This window comes from Vibrio sp. Vb1729, from assembly GCF_033338655.1.
Classification (GTDB): Bacteria; Pseudomonadota; Gammaproteobacteria; order Enterobacterales; family Vibrionaceae; genus Vibrio; species Vibrio alginolyticus.
The window spans coordinates 57,593-74,215 of sequence record NZ_JAWOTB010000006.1; the positions used below are offsets into that span (position 1 = coordinate 57,593).

The following is a 16,623-nucleotide window of genomic DNA, read 5'->3' on the forward strand; positions in this document are numbered from 1 at the left end:
ACTAAATAATAAACTGAGCAGCATTTCGTTAGCGAGACGTCAAAGTTGGGAGCCCCAATAGCAAACAAGCCTTTCATTTAATCAATGAAAGGCTTGTTTGTATTCGACTAAGGACGGTTGGGATGATTTAAAATGTGGTCTTCCCAATCCACCACATCAATCTCGTAAACAACTTTGTTACGGACACTTTCCCCTGCCGCATGCATTGCGGACTTAGAGCCTGTAATCAACGGATGCCATTCTGGTAAAGGCTGCTTTTCAGCCAACAGACGGTAAGCGCACGTGTGTGGCAGCCAAGTAAAATCGTCGATGTCTTCTCGGGTCAGCTTGGTGCACTCTTCACCCGAAGTGAAACGGTTTGGGTAATCCTTACATGAACACGTTTTACTGTTCAGCCAGCTACAAGCCACATTGGTATAGTAGATTTCATCGGTATCTTCATCCATAAGCTTATGCAAACAACATTTGCCACAACCATCACAAAGAGATTCCCATTCCTCTTCTGTCATCTGCTCTAACGATTTACTTTGCCAAAATGGAGTGCTCATACTTCAGGTCTCACCAAGGGAATTTAGGGGGCGATTTATACTCTTCTCAACGCAAAAGTTCAAGTTTTGAGAAGATCTTGCATCCTTCCCACATAACGGTGGAGATATTCAACTACTTTCGTTTTACTGTTCTATCCTTAAACAAGTTTCCATTACTCAATTGATCAAGAAGGCATTAAGGAGTTTTCATGGGTATTATTTCTTGGATTATTTTGGGCTTAATCGCCGGCGCACTTGCTAAATGGCTCATGCCAGGAAAAGATGGGGGCGGTTGGATTGCAACAATGTTACTTGGTATTGCAGGGGCATTTGTAGGTGGCTTCCTTGGCGGCATTCTCGGTTTCGGCGGAGCAACTGGCGTCAACATTGGTAGTATCATTACCGCAACACTAGGCGCATTTATTCTGTTGTTTGTTTATAACCGTTTCTTAAAATAATCACGATGATTTAAAAGCAAAAAACCAAAAAGGGAGCGTAATGTTAAGCGCGCCCTTTTATTTTTTTCTTTCTTCACTCTTCCAATCCACGTCAAAATGACCATAATTGCCCCCTTAATTTTTAAGAGGTTTACATTATGGATTGTCGATTAGGATGTGGAGCGTGCTGTATTGCGCCAAGTATCTCTTCACCAATACCTGGAATGCCCAAGGGCAAACCTGCAGGTGTTCGTTGTGTACAACTCAACGACGACAATTTGTGCAAGCTATTTGGTAAGCCTGAACGCCCAAAAGTCTGTCACGATTTTAAACCGTGTCCGATTGTATGCGGCAACACCAATCAAGAAGCACTCGACAACATCACTGAATTAGAACAATTGACGTAATGCGACTCTAGACCACACGTTTAAAGTTAGTACCTCGGTTGTTTCTCTCCGAGGCAGTAATCAAAGCAAACTCAAGATTTAGCACTCCCCCCCTCAGCCTTTTATCTCACCCTTGAGAACTCTTGCCACATAGCGTTCCATTTGCGGTTTTTGCGCGATCTCCCTCACAATTTATTGACAATTCTCGACTATGTTCAGCGGGTCATTTAATTAAAGATCAGGAAAGAACATGAATAAGTATTTGGCTGAGGCTTTTGGCACGTTCTGGCTAGTGTTAGGCGGCTGTGGTAGCGCGGTGTTGGCTGCGGGTTTCCCTGAAGTGGGTATTGGTCTGTTGGGCGTTTCTTTGGCATTCGGTTTAACCGTTCTGACGATGGCATTTGCTATCGGTCATATTTCAGGTTGTCACTTGAACCCTGCAGTGACAGTTGGCCTTTGGGCTGGCGGTCGTTTTGAGACAAAAGACGTTGCTCCCTACATCATCTCACAGGTGATCGGCGGGCTTATCGCAGGTGGCGTGCTTTACGTTATTGCATCTGGACAAGCAGGATTCGATGTTGTGGGTTCTGGCTTTGCCGCCAATGGTTATGGTGAACACTCTCCAGGCCAATACTCGATGATCGCTGCACTTGTGACTGAAGTTGTCATGACGATGATGTTCCTGATTGTCATTATGGGTGCAACAGACAAACGTGCGCCACAAGGCTTTGCACCTATCGCAATTGGCCTGTGTTTGACTCTCATTCACCTGATCAGCATTCCTGTCACCAATACGTCAGTAAACCCTGCTCGTAGCACGGCAGTCGCAGTATATGTGGGTGACTGGGCGGTTTCTCAGCTATGGCTGTTCTGGGTTGCGCCTATTGTGGGTGGCGTGCTTGGTGCGGTTATCTACAAAAACCTTCTTAGTGAAGAATCGAACGATTAATCGTTCCCAACTCCCAAGATCAAAAAAGCCGCTGAGTTCAGCGGCTTTTTATTAAATTCTGTGTCGACCTAATAGCGAATGTGACAACGTCGTGCCATCAACAAGCTCTAGCTCCCCACCGACAGGCACACCATGCGCGATGCGGCTGGCATCAACTTGGTGCTCTTTACATAGCTCTGCGATGTAGTGGGCAGTGGCTTCACCTTCAACTGTTGGGTTTGTCGCCAAAATCACTTCGGTAATATCACCGCGACGTAAGCGGTAATCAAGGACATCTAATCCAATATCACTTGGACCAATACCATCTAATGGCGACAAATGCCCCATAAGAACAAAATACCGACCAGAATATTGGCCTGTTGCTTCAACGGCTGCGATGTCTGCCGGGCTTTCTACCACACAAATTTGACCATTTTCTTGGCGTTTTGGGTTGGTACAAATGTGACAGACTTCTTCTTCGGTGAAGGTTCGACACTCAGTACAATGACCTATTTCTGTCATTGCCTGACTCAGCGCATCTGCAAGCTGCAAACCGCCTTTTCTATCGCGCTGTAACAAATGAAAGGCCATACGCTGCGCTGACTTGGGGCCAACCCCAGGTAGACAACGTAAGGCCTCCATCAATTGCTCCAGCATATGACTGGTACGCATTAAAAGTCCGCTTAATTAAATATCAGCAGATTAGAATGGCATTTTCATGCCTGGTGGTAGTTGCATACCGCCAGTTACAGAAGCCATTTTCTCTTTTTGAGTTTCTTCAACACGACGGGCTGCATCGTTGAACGCCGCAGCGATCAGATCTTCAAGCATTTCTTTGTCGTCTTCCATCAAACTTTCATCGATGTCAACACGACGTACGCTGTGACTACCAGTGATAGTAACTTTAACTAGGCCAGCACCAGACTCGCCAGTTACTTCCATATTCGCGATTTCTTCTTGAAGCTTTTGCATGCGATCTTGCATTTGCTGGGCTTGCTTCATTAGGTTGCCCATACCGCCTTTACCAAACATGTTTATCTCTCTGGTTTAATGAGGTGTTGCATCAATTAATGGGGTTATACCTTTGGGTTTTCAACCCCATTCCATTCGATTATTAGATAGGGCGCACACTATCTTTATCAAGCTCTGCAGCAAAACGACGTTCAATAAATTGAACATTTGGATCGTTTTCTAAACTGTTCAGCGCTTGCTGCAATTTCTCTTGGTAGAGCCTATCTCTCAGTTCAAGTGGTGTTTCTCCACTCTCCCCTATTTCGATGCTCATGTGGCACTCTTCACCCAACACGGTATTAAGTGCTTTAAGCAATTCGGCTTGAGCTCTATCAGTATTCAAATGAGCTTGGCTGCTTCTCAATAGTAACGAAACGGTTGTTCCTTCCTTACTATAATGAGAGTTTAGCGCAAGTTGCTCTACCAGCTTAGGGATCTCCATTAAGCTGATTAGCTTCGCCCATTCATTATGTTCTAATGACTCATCGATGAGCTTTTGTGCCATTTCAGGCGTTTTCTCATGCTCAAGTGCCTGCTTGAGCTGCGTAGGTGTCAGTTTTGTATTTACTTTTGTCTCAACAGGCTTGCTTGGACGCCAGCGATACGCTTCCTCAACTTGTGGCTCCGTCGACTTCGGAGCTGAGTTTGGCGACACCTGCGCGGAATTGCCATGCAATTGCGCTACTCGGTCGATAACCGATTCTGGTTGTGCAGATGCCGCTTTAGGCTTTTTTGAGCCACCATTTTGAGGAGTGTTCTGTTGTAGGCCTTGACGCTGAGAACGTAATTGGTGACGTAAACCGCTTAGACCACCGCGCGCCGGTGTTGAAACGCTCTCTTGCACTTGTTGAGGTGGCGTTTCATGCTGCGGTGCAGGGTTTTCGCTCATCGGCGGCGCCATATCATACTGTGGCGGAACCCTCTCATATCCACTCGCGTGATATTCAGGTTGTGAATTGGATGAAGGTTGAGGCGCCACTTGTGGTGAGCTTTGTGCTGGACTCGGCTGCTGAGCTCGAGGAGCTGCTACTGTCTGAGCTGGTGCAGTCTTTGATTGACTGGCACTTTGAACTGGGGCTGAAGCTGATTCGCAGTTACTGGAAACAACATTTGCCCCACTGTTACTTGATGGGCGGAACGCCATCATACGCAGCACAATCATTTCCAGACCGACTCGCCCATTTGGCGAGAGGATCAAATCTTCACGACCTTTCAATGCAATTTGATAGTAAAGCTGAACGTCTTGCGGGCTTAGAGCTTTACTCAACAGCTCAATTTTCTCTGCATCTGGTTGTGCTCGGTCTAACGATGCGGGCAACGCTTGATACATCGCAATTCGGTGTAACTGTGTTGCGACTTGCTGCAACAAACCATCCCACTCAACACCATTTGCCGCTAATTGTTGGATTTTATCCATAGCTTGTTGAGGTTTCTTGCTGCTGATTGACTCTAGTAAGTGAATCGCTTGGTCGGTATCAATCGTCCCCAACATGTGGCTGACAATATCGGCTTGCACCGCACCGTTACCTAAAGCTATTGCTTGATCAGTCAAGCTGAGAGCATCACGCATACTGCCATCTGCAGCATGTGAGATCATACCCAACGCTTTTGGCTCTGCTGAAACTTGCTCTTGACCTAGGATGTAATCAAGTTGCTGGTGAATATCATCAACGCTGATTGGTTTCAGATGAAACTGAAGACAACGCGACAATATAGTGACAGGCAGCTTTTGTGGATCAGTTGTTGCGAGTAAGAACTTCACATACTCTGGCGGCTCTTCCAGGGTTTTCAACAACGCATTGAAAGAGTGACGCGATAGCATGTGCACCTCATCGATGAGGTACACTTTAAAACGTCCACGAGCAGGTTTGTATTGAACGTTGTCTAACAGTTCACGAGTGTCTTCAACTTTAGTACGTGATGCTGCGTCGATTTCAAGAAGATCGACAAAGCGACCTTCATCAATTTCACGACAAGTATCACACTTACCACAAGGTGTCGCGGTAATGCCGGTTTCGCAGTTCAAGCCTTTGGCAAACAGCCTACCGATACTCGTTTTACCCACACCACGAGTCCCGCTGAACAGATAAGCATGGTGTAAACGGTTTTGCGCCAGTGCGTTTTCCAACGCCGTCAGGACATGTTTTTGTCCGACAACTTGGTCAAACTGATTAGGACGCCATTTTCGCGCTAAAGCTAAATAACTCATTGAATGTATTAATGTCCTTCAAAATCGCAGATGCTGTACACGTTTAGACCTAGTGCTTCTAAACGTTTATCGCCACCGATTTCTGGTAGGTTGATAACGAACGCAGCGTGCTCAACTTCACCACCCAGTTGGCGAATCAGCTTAGTCGTCGCTTCAATAGTACCGCCCGTTGCCAATAAATCGTCGACAACCAGTACTTTGTCGCCTTCAACGATGGCATCTGTATGGATTTCTAGTGTATCAACGCCGTATTCAAGCTCATAAGATTGAGCAACAGTAGGGCGTGGTAGCTTGCCTGGTTTACGCACTGGTACAAAACCAACACCTAGCTCAAGCGCTAAAGGCGCGCCAAATAGAAAGCCACGGGCTTCCGTACCCACAACCTTGGTAAAGCCCATATCTTTGTAACGTTCAACAAGTAAGTTGATCGTCGCTTGGTATGCTTTCGCGTCTTCAAGAAGGCTCGTCACATCACGAAATAGAATGCCTGGCTTTGGGTAGTCTTGGATGCTTTTGATGCTAGATTTGATCAGTGAAATTGTTTCTGTAGTCATAATACCGATTTACTTAGATTGGCTCATCGCCCTCTCTAATCGCAGTATCACGAGGGCAACGAACAATAGGTTTTCACCACTATGTGCTTATTTTCGTAAAAGTCACAGGCGCTGAAAATACAAACGCCCACTCGAAGAGCGGGCACACTATTCTCTACAATCTTAGTGATTTTCTTCTCGGTCAGCAACCAACTCAATCACAGGCAGACGCATAAACCAGCTGAGTAAAACGATTAGCATCACTAAAAGACCAATTTTTACCCAAACGAGGGGGACAACAACGATTGAAACCATGAAACTAAGCGCAATAAAAATCGCACCACGCTTTTTTACTTTTGAAGTAACAGCCCGATGCTTATGCCAATTGTCGAGAATGGGTCCAAACGTTTTGTGGTTATGTAACCATTGATGAAATGCGGGGCTACCACGCATAAAACATGCGCTAGCAAGCAAAATAAAAGGTGTGGTGGGTAAAAGTGGAAGGGCTATGCCGGCTATGCCGAGCACAATACAGAGTCCACCAACAGTATTGAAAAAGTAACGCTTAATACGAATGGTGAACTCCGGTACAAAATAGCTAGATTAAAAGCCTGCGTAACCATTCATTACACGAAGCCAGGTTAGCGTTGCAGGAAGTGTTGGGATCAAAAGAACTGCAATAAAACCTAAAAAGTAAAAAATATTATAAGGCTCTTTAAAATCTTTGTCTGCCATGATGTGTCTTCTCACTAGTTGACTTTGCTTCTCCCAAGGCACAGCGTTAAATTATCGTTGCACAAATGGGTCATTATTGTTTTAAGCGCTGACTATACATTAAACAGCCAAATCTAAACACCAGTAAAAAGTAAGGTTATTGAACTAAACGTATGTTGTTTTGGTGGTTCTAAAAAGATAATAAGCAGCGTCAGGACGCTGCTTATTGGTTTGCAAGTCATAATTATACTAGTCGGGATTTCCGGGTAATACTTAAACTAAAACTTGAAGAACCTAAACACCCGATGGACAACTGTCCTGCAACACTAAGCGGTAAATCGCGGGTGATGAAGTTTTTCATACTTCCTCCCCCTAAACGGTTACCTGCTGCGATGTGTTGATTCGTATTTCCGTCAGACCAATGGCTATCTAAACCCGCAGGCAATATAGAGACCGAGGATGAAGCGAGGTCGGCGACACCAAACACAGCATTGACTGCACCCGCACACTCCGAACACTCAATTCCTTTTTCAATGATCCCTACCATGTCCTTGAGATCAGCACTGAAACTTTTCAAGTTACGGAGATAATCGTCAAACAATGCCCTAACGAGCAATGTCGTCGCAACTCCATCATTAGCTTGGGAAGCAGAATCAACGAGATAAAACGCAAATTGACCATTCATTAACCAACGATAATCGAAAACCAAGGGCATCACATCCGTCGATTGCAATAAACGGTACGAGCAGCGCCAATCTCCCTGAGCAGCATCCTTCTCTGGCAATAGAGCTTGCAGTAAATCTCTTGCCGCACTCGGATTCTGTTGTAAATATTCCAGATGCCAATACAGCTCTTGTTCATCTGGGATTTCACCACCATCATCAACCCTGAACCACTGACTTGAAAAGTCACGTTGTTCTGAGAAGTGGCTATCGGTATCTTCTAGCGTATTCTCTATCGCCTGAGATAGGTGCTCATAATTACCTATCGGTTTAGGAAGAAAATCTTTAATACCAAACCGCAACGCTTTCGCGACATCGGACATTTCATCCGTGCCTGATACCACGATAAGCGGCATATATGGGTATTCGAGACTAACTTCTTCGACGAACTCGATACCATCTAAGACCGGCATCGATAAATCACACAAGATAAGATCGGGTTGGCATTCCCTGAGTTGTTGAAGCGCTTCTAGGCCGTTTTCTGCTTCTACTACTTTAAAACCCTGACTTTCTAAATAGGCATTGGTTACTTTGCGAAATATTGGATCATCGTCCACCAACATTATTAGTTTTTGATTAATCACTTCCTGTGCCGAGACCATTGCCGTTTGACTGTGAGTCTTAAACATACCTTTATCCCTCACAAAGCTCAGTCAAAAAAACAGATTTATTATTAAGTCATTATTTTTGTTGTGTTTACTTCCAGCAAAACGTGTCACAGCAAGACCTGAGGCCGCTTCGCCTTGTTATAAAACTTAGCTCGGAAACTGCATTAATACAAATATTACGGCGTATAACAGTATTTACTCAAACAGGGTTGCTGTGTTCAAATGATGCAACATGTTGACTTAAAGCAAGCTTTGATCACAAAGTTAATTATAAATTAACCGTAATCGGTAATTTAATGTGTCTGGAAATATGAAATTAGATGACTTAAACCTGTTTCGACTGGTTGTCGAAAATGGGAGCTACACCGCAACTTCGCGAAAAACCATGATCCCGGTTGCGACCATCACCCGACGCATTCAAGCGCTAGAAGACTCTGTCAATCTTCGACTATTGAACCGTCATGCTCGCAAACTTTCGCTCACTGAAGCAGGGGAACGTTTTTACCATGAGTGCTCTCCTTTACTACAAAGGCTAACAACCGCAGCAGAGGAAATCACTGACGACTGCCGAGGAGCATCCGGCAAGATTAAGATATCCGCGCCTTACAACTTAACTAAACGAATGATGATGCCGATGTTCAACAGCTTTATGAAGCAGTACCCGGACATCAACATTGAGCTAACGACAGAGAATAATGCGGACAAGCTTGACCCTACTGAATGGGATGTAATTTTTCGAGTGGGACCTCAACGCGACTCTAGCCTCATCGCGCGTAAGATTGGCGAAGTGAAGGATATTCTCGTTGCAAGCCCTGATTATCTAACCTCGAATCCTGCGCCACATCATGCAGAAGAGCTCTCTAACCATTCATTGCTAAAAGGGTACCCGCTTATTAAGTGGACCTTGATTAATAGCAAAGGCGAGTCTGTGGTGAATGTTGATCGTGGTCGTTTTCAAGCAAACGCGCTCAATGTGGTGCGCAGCGCTTGTTCCGAAGGTTTAGGCATCACCCTAATGCCAGATGTCATGATCAAAGAGTACATCGAGAGCGGCGATTTGGTACGCGTACTGCCAGATTGGAGTGCAAACCCGCGCGACATTTATATGCTTTACAACCACAAAGATCACCTGCCAGAGAAAGTTCGCCTCTTTATTGACTTTGTGATCGCTTATAACATTCACTAATTAGATAGCGAAAACAAAAACCAGAGCCGAAGCTCTGGTTTTTTTACGACTTAAGAAAGCGCATCCTATGCGCCTTCGTTATGAAGCTCTAGGTTTGCTAAGTCCTGTTGGATTTCAAGTTGTGTTTTCGCATCATCGTTACGAAGACCATCTAAAAAATCTAGGTATTGTTGGTCGATATCACCCGTTACGTATTCACCGTTAAACACGGAAGTATCGAACTGAGTAATGTCTTGATTTCCAAGACCTACAGCTTCTACCAAATCTTCTAGACGTTGATAAATAAGCGCATCGGCACCAATCTGCTTACAAATTGTATCGTTGTCACGGCCATGGGCAATAAGCTCTGTAGCACTTGGCATATCAATGCCGTATACGTTCGGGAAACGAACTTCAGGAGCCGCTGAGACCATGTACACTTTCTTGGCACCAGAATCACGAGCCATCTCAATAATCTGCTCTGACGTTGTACCTCGAACAATAGAGTCATCCACCAGCAACACATTCTTGCCTTTGAATTCCGAACGAATAGCATTCAACTTGCGACGTACTGATTTCTTACGTTGTTGCTGGCCAGGCATGATAAACGTACGTCCAACATAACGGTTTTTCACGAAACCCTGGCGATAAGGGATATCGATCGCTTGAGCGATTTGCAGTGCAATGTCGCAAGACGTTTCAGGGATAGGAATGACAACATCGATATCAAGGTTTGCATAATCTTCACGAATACGTTCGCCCAGCTTTTTACCCATTTCAACGCGAGCGCTGTATACCGAAATTTTATCGATGAACGAATCCGGACGAGCAAAGTACACGAACTCGAAAATACAAGGGTTCAGCTTAGGATTGTCTGCACACTGCTTCGTGTAAAGCTCACCGTCAAACGTTGCGTAAATCGCTTCACCAGGTGCAACATCACGGACGAAATCAAAACCGACCGCATCCAATGCCACCGATTCAGACGCAACCATGTACTCTGCTCTGCCGTTAACTTCACGCTTACCTAAACACAGCGGGCGAATACCGTGTGGGTCACGAAATGCAATCATACCATGACCAATGATCATGGCGGTCACAGCATAAGCACCGCGAATTGTGCGATGAACATTGGTGACTGCGCGGAATACGTCTTCGGTCGTGACATTTCCTTTTACTGAGTCAATTTCGTGCGCCAGTACATTTAGTAATACTTCGGAGTCTGAAGTGGTATTGATATGACGGCGATCTTTTTCAAACAGCTTCTGACGAACTTCGTTAGCGTTGGTCAAGTTACCGTTGTGGGCAAGTGTAATACCGAAAGGAGAGTTTACGTAGAAAGGTTGAGCTTCTGAAGCACTTGAACTGCCTGCTGTAGGGTAACGAACATGACCAATTCCGACCTCGCCTTGCAGGCGCTGCATGTGTCTTGCTTCAAATACATCCTTGACTAAACCGTTCGCCTTACGTAGACGAAAACGATTGCTTTCTATGGTACAAATACCAGCGGCATCTTGGCCACGATGCTGTAACACCGTTAACGCGTCATAAATAGACTGGTTTACAGGCGTTGTGCCCACGATTCCAACAATACCACACATGTCCTAATCCTCGATTTGCGACAGTAGCTGGCACTACTAGATAGTGCCAGACAGAAAACTTGATGTTGCTTGTAAATGCTCGAAGAATGGGGCGATGATACGGCTGAACTCAGGGATCAACTGTGAATCTTTCCACCAATCCGAGCTTGGGAATGCAGTAAACGCATCCATAAAAAACAGCACCGCAGAAACAATTAAGACTCCGCGTAGACCACCAAATACAATCCCGAGAATTCGGTCCGTACCTGATAGCCCTGTTTTTTGTACCAGTTGACCAATGACGTAATTCACCACTGCACCAACTACCAAGGTTGCGACAAATAACGCCGCAATCGCCGCTCCGTTACGAAACATATCATCTTCGATGTTGGTGAAGTACACCGCCAATTTGGCATAGTAATTACTGGAGATAAAAAACGCTCCGAACCAAATCACCAAAGACAAAGCTTCTTTAGCAAAACCGCGAACTAAACTGATCAGAGCTGAAAATCCGATCACACCTAAAATGATAAAATCTATCCAATTCATCTTTTCTTCATCTTAAGTTGGCGCGCATTTTAACAGAAAAAATGCTGACGCAAACGTTTTCTTATGGATTTAATGGCTTAAATTTAAGCAATTGACCTTTTGAACCTGTAATTTTTTGTAATTCTTGAACTTGTCGTTCAAGTTTACTTTTTGACACATCAGGGCCAACAATCACTCTCGTAAACTCGTTTTCTTTCTTTGTGTGAGCTTGATAACCACGCTTTTGCAAATCCGCGACAAGCGCGACAGCATTTTCGTGATTCTTAAGTGCCATCAACTGAATGATCCAAGCTGAATCTTCATATTGATTTTTCTCTTGAACCGGACGAGTGACGACCTCAACTTGCTCTGGTTGTTTGATGACCTCAAATTTAGATGTTGGCACTGGCTCGGGCTCAGAAACGGCTACTTGAGCATCCTCACGTTCTTGCACTACAGCTTCAACCGGAGAATCCGGTAACGTAATGTCGTCTTCCACTGGCTCTAATATTTCGAAGTTTTCCACATCACTATCAAGTTCTGGTTTGATAGGAATACTGGCAAATTCTTCTTTGTAGTGCAGTTTCTTACCATCTAGCACATCGGGAAGAACAATGACTCCGACTGCGACTAGAATGATGGTGCCGACTAAACGACTTTGGAATTTACTTGCCATCAAAATACCTTTACTTATTTATTATTTGATTGCCAATGTTCCAATACCTCTCCGACGGTATGGAATGAGCCAACCACCAGAATAACGTCTCCTGCCTTTGCGTGGCTTCTCGCACTCTCGAAGGCGTCAACAGGGTTTTCAAAATGAACTTGCCCATCAGGTAAGTATTGGCACAATTCATCAGCGGTCGCCGCTCTCGGTCCAGTAAGCGACGCTGGATACCATTGTGTTGCAACTGGAGTTAGCGCTTCAATGGTTGCTTTAATGTCCTTGTCATGCAGCATTGCAACCACAATATGGATATTCTTACCCAGATATTGTTGCTTCACTCTTTCTACCAAATACTCAGCAGAGTGCGGGTTATGAGCGACATCAAGGACTATTTCAGGTTCGTGATGCAGTACTTGCATACGCCCCGCCAAACGAGCATTATTCAAGCCATTGACAATATTTATGTCAGTGATTTGCAATTCCGAAGCCCCTAGTGCCATCAGTGCAGTGGCTGCATTTTGTAATGGTAGCGATGGGATTGGTAAATCCTCTAACTCAAATGCCCCACTGCTCCATTTCCAACCATTATCAGTTAGTTGGTAATCGTACTGAATACCTACTTGGAAGAACTCAGAACCAATATCGTCAGCATGAGCCGCCACGGTCGCTGGTGGCGTTGGTTGACCACAAATTGCTGGCTTCCCTGAACGGTAAATGCCCGCTTTTTCAAAACCAATAACATTGATGTCATCACCAAGCCAATCCACATGATCGATCGCTAAGCTCGTAATAACAGAAACATCATGGTCAACAACGTTAGTGGCGTCTAGACGGCCGCCAAGTCCTACTTCAAGTAAGACAACGTCAACTTTCTCTACTTGGAAAATACGTAGCGCAGCAAGCGTACCGAATTCAAAGAGGCTAAGGCTAACATCACCACGCTGCTTTTCTACATAATCGAATGCTTCACAGTGCTTTGCATCTACAACGTCAACGCCATTAATGCGTACACGCTCGTTGTAACGAATCAGGTGCGGAGAACTGTAAACACCGACTGAATAGCCAGCATCAAGTAAAATGGCTTCCATTAACGCACACGTTGAGCCTTTGCCATTGGTTCCGGCAACGGTGATTACGGTTGGAGCTGGTTTGGTAAGATTGGCTTTGTTTGCTACCGCTTGGACACGGTCTAAGCCTAGATCAATTGCTGAGGAATGAATATTTGCTAAATAATCAAGCCACATCTCTAATGAAGATGTGGCTTGAGGAGTTGGGTTTTGGGTCATCTAACTTTAACCATTAAATTCTTTGGTTTTTATGTTAGTTGATACTTTACCCTTTTTCGTCCGCTTCTGGTACAGAATATGGCTCTTCATTTGGAGATTCGTTAACCGAAACCACCAAAGGAGACTTGTGGTTAGTCATCTTAGCGATAAGACCACCCACACGCTGACGCATTTCACGACGGTCAACGATCATATCAATAGCACCGTGATCAAGTAGGAACTCACTACGCTGGAAACCTTCAGGAAGATCTTCACGTACAGTTTGCTCGATTACACGACGACCAGCAAAGCCAATGAGGGCCTTAGGTTCACCGATGTTGATATCACCCAACATAGCCAAACTTGCTGATACACCACCCATTGTAGGGTCAGTTAGAACAGAAATAAACGGCAGACCTTTTTCTGATAAACGCTCAAGCGCAGCACTGGTTTTTGCCATTTGCATAAGAGACATTAAAGCCTCTTGCATACGAGCACCACCACTTGCTGAGAAACAAACAAGCGCACAGTTATTTTCAATGGCTGCATCCACTGCTTTCACAAAGCGAGCACCAACGACTGAACCCATTGAACCACCCATGAAGGAGAATTCAAACGCACACGCCACAAGCGGCAGACCAAGCAATTCACCCTGCATCACAACTAGCGCATCTTTCTCACCGCTGTTTTTTTGTGCAGCAGAGATACGCTCTTTGTATCGCTTAGAATCTTTAAATTTCAGTTTATCCTGTGGCTCAAGTTCAGAACCTAATTCAACTCGATTACCTTCATCTAAAAATGTTTCCAAACGACGACGCGCTTTCATACGCATGTGATGGTTACACTTTGGACAAACTTCTAAGTTACGCTCTAGCTCTGCATGGTATAAAACCTGTTCACAAGAGGTACATTTAGTCCACACACCTTCTGGGATAGAAGCTTTGCGTGAACTTACTAGATTGCTTTTCTCTAAAATCTTTTCAAGCCAACTCATGGAAGACCTTTTCTCTCAACTCTTCCGCTTCATTACGAAAGATATAAATTCGACATAATACCGACGGATTAAACCATATCTTGCAGCTACTGTAGATAAAAAACTGGTTGTACCTATTTTTGATATCGTAAATAGCGTATGTTTTCCGTTCACATTCAATGTAAACACTACCGATATTTTGAAATAAGTTTGTAAAATTAGTTCAAATTATCTGGTAAAAACAGTGGACCGATCGGCACTTCAGGTAACCCAAACTCTTCTGGGTAGTCTACATCTACCAGGTACAGACCTTCCGCTTTCGCTGTCGCACCCGCTAGTTTGCGATCTTTGGCGTCTAATAACCACTTGATCCATTCTGGACTCTCTTCGCCACGTCCAACTTTTATCAAGCTACCCGTGATATTACGAACCATATGATGCACGAACGCATTGGCTTTAATATCAATAACCACATAGTTTCCATGGCGCGTAACGTTCAGATGCATCAAGTTTCGAAATGGACTGCGAGACTGACAATGCGCCGCGCGAAACGACGTAAAATCATTTTCGCCGAGTAGGAACTGCCCTGCTTCATGCATTTTTTTCTCGTCGAGCTCACCATGATAGTGACTAACCCCCGAGTTTAAGATGCCTGGACGTAAAGCATGATTGAAAATAATGTAACGATAACGGCGCGCTGTCGCTGAGAATCTTGCATGGAAATCATCTGAAACTTCTTGAGCCCAACGAACCGCTATATCGCTCGGCATGTTCGCGTTTGCGCCCATGGTCCAAGCTACCATTTTTCGAGTAACGTTGGTATCAAAGTGCACAACTTGTCCCGTGCCATGCACGCCTGCGTCTGTCCGACCAGCGCACTGAACTTCAACTGGGTGATTAGCGACGACGGACAATGCTTTCTCTAGCTCTTCTTGGACACTTTTCACTTCTCTTTGGCGCTGCCAACCAAAGTAGTTTGTACCGTTGTACTCGATACCTAATGCGATTCTCATCTTAACCTTCGAACTCTAAAATGGGGCGGGAAGTATATACTCAAGTCACCTCAAGTTGCCAGTTTCACCAAGGGTGACATAAAGGTAGCATCATACTAACGGGACACAAAAAGGGTAGCAAACGCTACCCTTTTGTTTCGGTTTATCGGCCATTAATGGCGTCAATCAGGCTTTTTGCTTCGCGGCGAATATCATCCTCACCGTAAACAATCGCCTCTTCTAGTAGTTTAATCGCCCCTTGAGAATCGTTCATCTCGAGATAGATTTTAGCCAAATCCAGTTTCCCAGCCGCTTCAGCATTGCTATCTACGTCAATATCGCCGATCTCACCGATAACATCTGGAAACTCGTTCAATCCGACATCGAGCTTAAGGTCTTCTTCTTCGAACTCACCACCTTCTCTGTCGACCTGAGCCATCAATTCATCAATCGTCATAAATTGATTTTTCTTCGGGTCGAAGTCATCCAAGTCGCTTTGCTCTGCCCAGTTTTCTTGCGCGATCTCTGGCTGACTTAGTGCATCACTCGAATTCCAAACATCACGCTGGTCCTCAGGCACTTCTTCAGTAGAACTTACGTTATCAGCAGCGGGTTTAAAGCCATCCCAATCATCTCCAACATCAAGCATGGTTTCAAAATCCATACCTGCACTTGCGATGGTGTCACTGTCTAGTTTACCTTCAAATACTTCTGAGTTTGCGTCTTCCGCAAGAAGGTTAGCCATTGATGATTCATCATCCAAATTACTGAGCGGCTCACCCTCTGTCGCTGTTGGCTGCACTTTTGGGTCAGTATCAAAGCCGTTTTGCTGCGCAAATACTTCAAACAAAGCATCATGATCGTTATCGGCTTGAATAGCTGGTCTCGATGTCTCTGCTTCAACCTTAGGGCTCTCTGGCGCACTCTCGTTCATTGACGCGAGAACATCTTCCTCATTGAACTCTGGAAGATCTTGGTCGTCAAAACTTAACTCTTCATCCTCACCGGAGATTGGTTCTATATCTGCAGTCTCAGAGCTCGGTAATTCTGGCTCTTCTTCCATCGACGCCAAGGCATCTTCTTCGCTGAACTCTGGCAAATCGAGCTCATCAAAATTGAACTCTTCTTCGGACTCAGCTGGCAAGTCGGCTTCAACCTGTTCTGGCTCAACGGACTCGGACGTTTCTAACGCAGGTTCGCCAGCCATAGACGCCAATGCGTCGTCTTCACTAAACTCAGGAAGATCCAGCTCGTCAAAATTGAACTCTTCTTCGGACTCAGCTGACAAGTCGGCTTCAACTTGTTCTGGCTCAACGGACTCGGACGTTTCTAACGCAGGTTCGCCAGCCATAGACGCCAATGCGTCGTCTTCACTAAA

Annotated in this window: 19 protein-coding genes; 4 read left to right on the forward strand and 15 right to left on the reverse strand. The window is 45.0% G+C overall.

The annotated features are described in order from the left end of the window. Positions 1-107: 107 nt before the first annotated feature. Positions 108-548, reverse strand: coding sequence for a YcgN family cysteine cluster protein (locus R7E29_RS03010; RefSeq protein WP_005384948.1), 441 nt, complete (start codon positions 546-548; stop codon positions 108-110). A 188-nt stretch (positions 549-736) separates the two neighbouring features. Here R7E29_RS03010 and R7E29_RS03015 point away from each other — a divergent pair, with 188 nt between their 5' ends. The 3 genes from R7E29_RS03015 to aqpZ all read left to right on the forward strand — a co-directional run bounded on the left by R7E29_RS03015 (position 737) and on the right by aqpZ (position 2,299). After that, positions 737-985, forward strand: coding sequence for a GlsB/YeaQ/YmgE family stress response membrane protein (locus R7E29_RS03015; protein ID WP_005380625.1), 249 nt, complete (start codon positions 737-739; stop codon positions 983-985). A 137-nt stretch (positions 986-1,122) separates the two neighbouring features. Continuing rightward, positions 1,123-1,371 carry a YkgJ family cysteine cluster protein gene (locus tag R7E29_RS03020; protein WP_017820793.1) on the forward strand — a complete coding sequence of 83 codons (249 nt, stop codon included), beginning with the start codon at positions 1,123-1,125 and terminating at the stop codon, positions 1,369-1,371. Positions 1,372-1,600: 229 nt separating this feature from the next. Further along, complete coding sequence (gene aqpZ, locus R7E29_RS03025; protein WP_053349564.1) at positions 1,601-2,299, forward strand: aquaporin Z; 699 nt, start codon at positions 1,601-1,603, stop codon at positions 2,297-2,299. Positions 2,300-2,350: 51 nt separating this feature from the next. Here aqpZ and recR read toward each other — a convergent pair whose 3' ends face one another. The 7 genes from recR to R7E29_RS03060 form a co-directional block, all read right to left on the reverse strand. Then, positions 2,351-2,950, reverse strand: coding sequence for a recombination mediator RecR (gene recR / locus R7E29_RS03030; RefSeq protein WP_005380619.1), 600 nt, complete (start codon positions 2,948-2,950; stop codon positions 2,351-2,353). A gap of 30 nt (positions 2,951-2,980) precedes the next feature. Further along, complete coding sequence (locus tag R7E29_RS03035; RefSeq protein ID WP_005380618.1) at positions 2,981-3,310, reverse strand: YbaB/EbfC family nucleoid-associated protein; 330 nt, start codon at positions 3,308-3,310, stop codon at positions 2,981-2,983. 82 nt (positions 3,311-3,392) lie between these two features. Then, positions 3,393-5,498 carry a DNA polymerase III subunit gamma/tau gene (dnaX, locus tag R7E29_RS03040; RefSeq protein WP_318082395.1) on the reverse strand — a complete coding sequence of 702 codons (2,106 nt, stop codon included), beginning with the start codon at positions 5,496-5,498 and terminating at the stop codon, positions 3,393-3,395. A gap of 8 nt (positions 5,499-5,506) precedes the next feature. Continuing rightward, positions 5,507-6,052 carry an adenine phosphoribosyltransferase gene (apt, locus tag R7E29_RS03045; RefSeq protein ID WP_005380615.1) on the reverse strand — a complete coding sequence of 182 codons (546 nt, stop codon included), beginning with the start codon at positions 6,050-6,052 and terminating at the stop codon, positions 5,507-5,509. A 162-nt stretch (positions 6,053-6,214) separates the two neighbouring features. After that, positions 6,215-6,601, reverse strand: a complete 387-nt coding sequence (locus R7E29_RS03050) for a YbaN family protein (RefSeq protein ID WP_080276930.1) — start codon at positions 6,599-6,601, stop codon at positions 6,215-6,217. 33 nt (positions 6,602-6,634) lie between these two features. Then, positions 6,635-6,766: a hypothetical protein gene (locus tag R7E29_RS03055; RefSeq protein WP_005380608.1), complete on the reverse strand. Its 132-nt coding sequence runs from the start codon at positions 6,764-6,766 to the stop codon at positions 6,635-6,637. Positions 6,767-6,989: 223 nt separating this feature from the next. Next, complete coding sequence (locus R7E29_RS03060; protein WP_005380606.1) at positions 6,990-8,096, reverse strand: response regulator; 1,107 nt, start codon at positions 8,094-8,096, stop codon at positions 6,990-6,992. A gap of 289 nt (positions 8,097-8,385) precedes the next feature. Here R7E29_RS03060 and R7E29_RS03065 point away from each other — a divergent pair, with 289 nt between their 5' ends. Continuing rightward, entirely contained in the window at positions 8,386-9,261 is an 876-nt protein-coding gene (locus tag R7E29_RS03065) for a LysR family transcriptional regulator (protein WP_005384959.1), read from the forward strand. Positions 9,262-9,326: 65 nt separating this feature from the next. On the opposite strand, the gene purF is transcribed toward R7E29_RS03065, so the two are convergent. The 7 genes from purF to R7E29_RS03100 all read right to left on the reverse strand — a co-directional run. Next, positions 9,327-10,841 (reverse strand): amidophosphoribosyltransferase, encoded by a 1,515-nt coding sequence (gene purF / locus R7E29_RS03070; protein ID WP_005380592.1) that lies wholly within the window; start codon positions 10,839-10,841, stop codon positions 9,327-9,329. Between the two features lie 36 nt (positions 10,842-10,877). Next, positions 10,878-11,369 (reverse strand): CvpA family protein, encoded by a 492-nt coding sequence (locus tag R7E29_RS03075; protein WP_005380590.1) that lies wholly within the window; start codon positions 11,367-11,369, stop codon positions 10,878-10,880. Between the two features lie 61 nt (positions 11,370-11,430). Next, positions 11,431-12,024 carry an SPOR domain-containing protein gene (locus R7E29_RS03080; protein WP_054576267.1) on the reverse strand — a complete coding sequence of 198 codons (594 nt, stop codon included), beginning with the start codon at positions 12,022-12,024 and terminating at the stop codon, positions 11,431-11,433. A 14-nt stretch (positions 12,025-12,038) separates the two neighbouring features. Beyond that, positions 12,039-13,301, reverse strand: coding sequence for a bifunctional tetrahydrofolate synthase/dihydrofolate synthase (gene folC, locus R7E29_RS03085; protein WP_054576268.1), 1,263 nt, complete (start codon positions 13,299-13,301; stop codon positions 12,039-12,041). Between the two features lie 46 nt (positions 13,302-13,347). Next, positions 13,348-14,274: an acetyl-CoA carboxylase, carboxyltransferase subunit beta gene (gene accD, locus R7E29_RS03090; RefSeq protein ID WP_005380583.1), complete on the reverse strand. Its 927-nt coding sequence runs from the start codon at positions 14,272-14,274 to the stop codon at positions 13,348-13,350. 197 nt (positions 14,275-14,471) lie between these two features. Continuing rightward, positions 14,472-15,266, reverse strand: a complete 795-nt coding sequence (gene truA / locus R7E29_RS03095; RefSeq protein WP_033907367.1) for a tRNA pseudouridine(38-40) synthase TruA — start codon at positions 15,264-15,266, stop codon at positions 14,472-14,474. Positions 15,267-15,408: 142 nt separating this feature from the next. After that, positions 15,409-16,623: FimV/HubP family polar landmark protein (locus R7E29_RS03100; RefSeq protein WP_318082396.1), on the reverse strand; the 1,215-nt coding region annotated here is incomplete at its 5' end.

Excerpts from the sequence above, each read along its gene's own strand:
- truA (WP_033907367.1), bottom strand. The coding sequence starts at position 15,266 with ATGAGAATCGCATTAGGTATCGAGTACAACGGTACAAACTACTTTGGT.
- R7E29_RS03020 (WP_017820793.1), top strand. The coding sequence starts at position 1,123 with ATGGATTGTCGATTAGGATGTGGAGCGTGCTGTATTGCGCCAAGTATC.
- R7E29_RS03010 (WP_005384948.1), bottom strand. The coding sequence starts at position 548 with ATGAGCACTCCATTTTGGCAAAGTAAATCGTTAGAGCAGATGACAGAA.
- recR (WP_005380619.1), bottom strand. The coding sequence starts at position 2,950 with ATGCGTACCAGTCATATGCTGGAGCAATTGATGGAGGCCTTACGTTGT.
- R7E29_RS03015 (WP_005380625.1), top strand. The coding sequence starts at position 737 with ATGGGTATTATTTCTTGGATTATTTTGGGCTTAATCGCCGGCGCACTT.
- R7E29_RS03065 (WP_005384959.1), top strand. The coding sequence starts at position 8,386 with ATGAAATTAGATGACTTAAACCTGTTTCGACTGGTTGTCGAAAATGGG.
- apt (WP_005380615.1), bottom strand. The coding sequence starts at position 6,052 with ATGACTACAGAAACAATTTCACTGATCAAATCTAGCATCAAAAGCATC.
- R7E29_RS03075 (WP_005380590.1), bottom strand. The coding sequence starts at position 11,369 with ATGAATTGGATAGATTTTATCATTTTAGGTGTGATCGGATTTTCAGCT.
- R7E29_RS03055 (WP_005380608.1), bottom strand. The coding sequence starts at position 6,766 with ATGGCAGACAAAGATTTTAAAGAGCCTTATAATATTTTTTACTTTTTA.
- purF (WP_005380592.1), bottom strand. The coding sequence starts at position 10,841 with ATGTGTGGTATTGTTGGAATCGTGGGCACAACGCCTGTAAACCAGTCT.
- accD (WP_005380583.1), bottom strand. The coding sequence starts at position 14,274 with ATGAGTTGGCTTGAAAAGATTTTAGAGAAAAGCAATCTAGTAAGTTCA.
- dnaX (WP_318082395.1), bottom strand. The coding sequence starts at position 5,498 with ATGAGTTATTTAGCTTTAGCGCGAAAATGGCGTCCTAATCAGTTTGAC.
- R7E29_RS03060 (WP_005380606.1), bottom strand. The coding sequence starts at position 8,096 with ATGTTTAAGACTCACAGTCAAACGGCAATGGTCTCGGCACAGGAAGTG.
- R7E29_RS03080 (WP_054576267.1), bottom strand. The coding sequence starts at position 12,024 with ATGGCAAGTAAATTCCAAAGTCGTTTAGTCGGCACCATCATTCTAGTC.
- folC (WP_054576268.1), bottom strand. The coding sequence starts at position 13,301 with ATGACCCAAAACCCAACTCCTCAAGCCACATCTTCATTAGAGATGTGG.
- aqpZ (WP_053349564.1), top strand. The coding sequence starts at position 1,601 with ATGAATAAGTATTTGGCTGAGGCTTTTGGCACGTTCTGGCTAGTGTTA.
- R7E29_RS03035 (WP_005380618.1), bottom strand. The coding sequence starts at position 3,310 with ATGTTTGGTAAAGGCGGTATGGGCAACCTAATGAAGCAAGCCCAGCAA.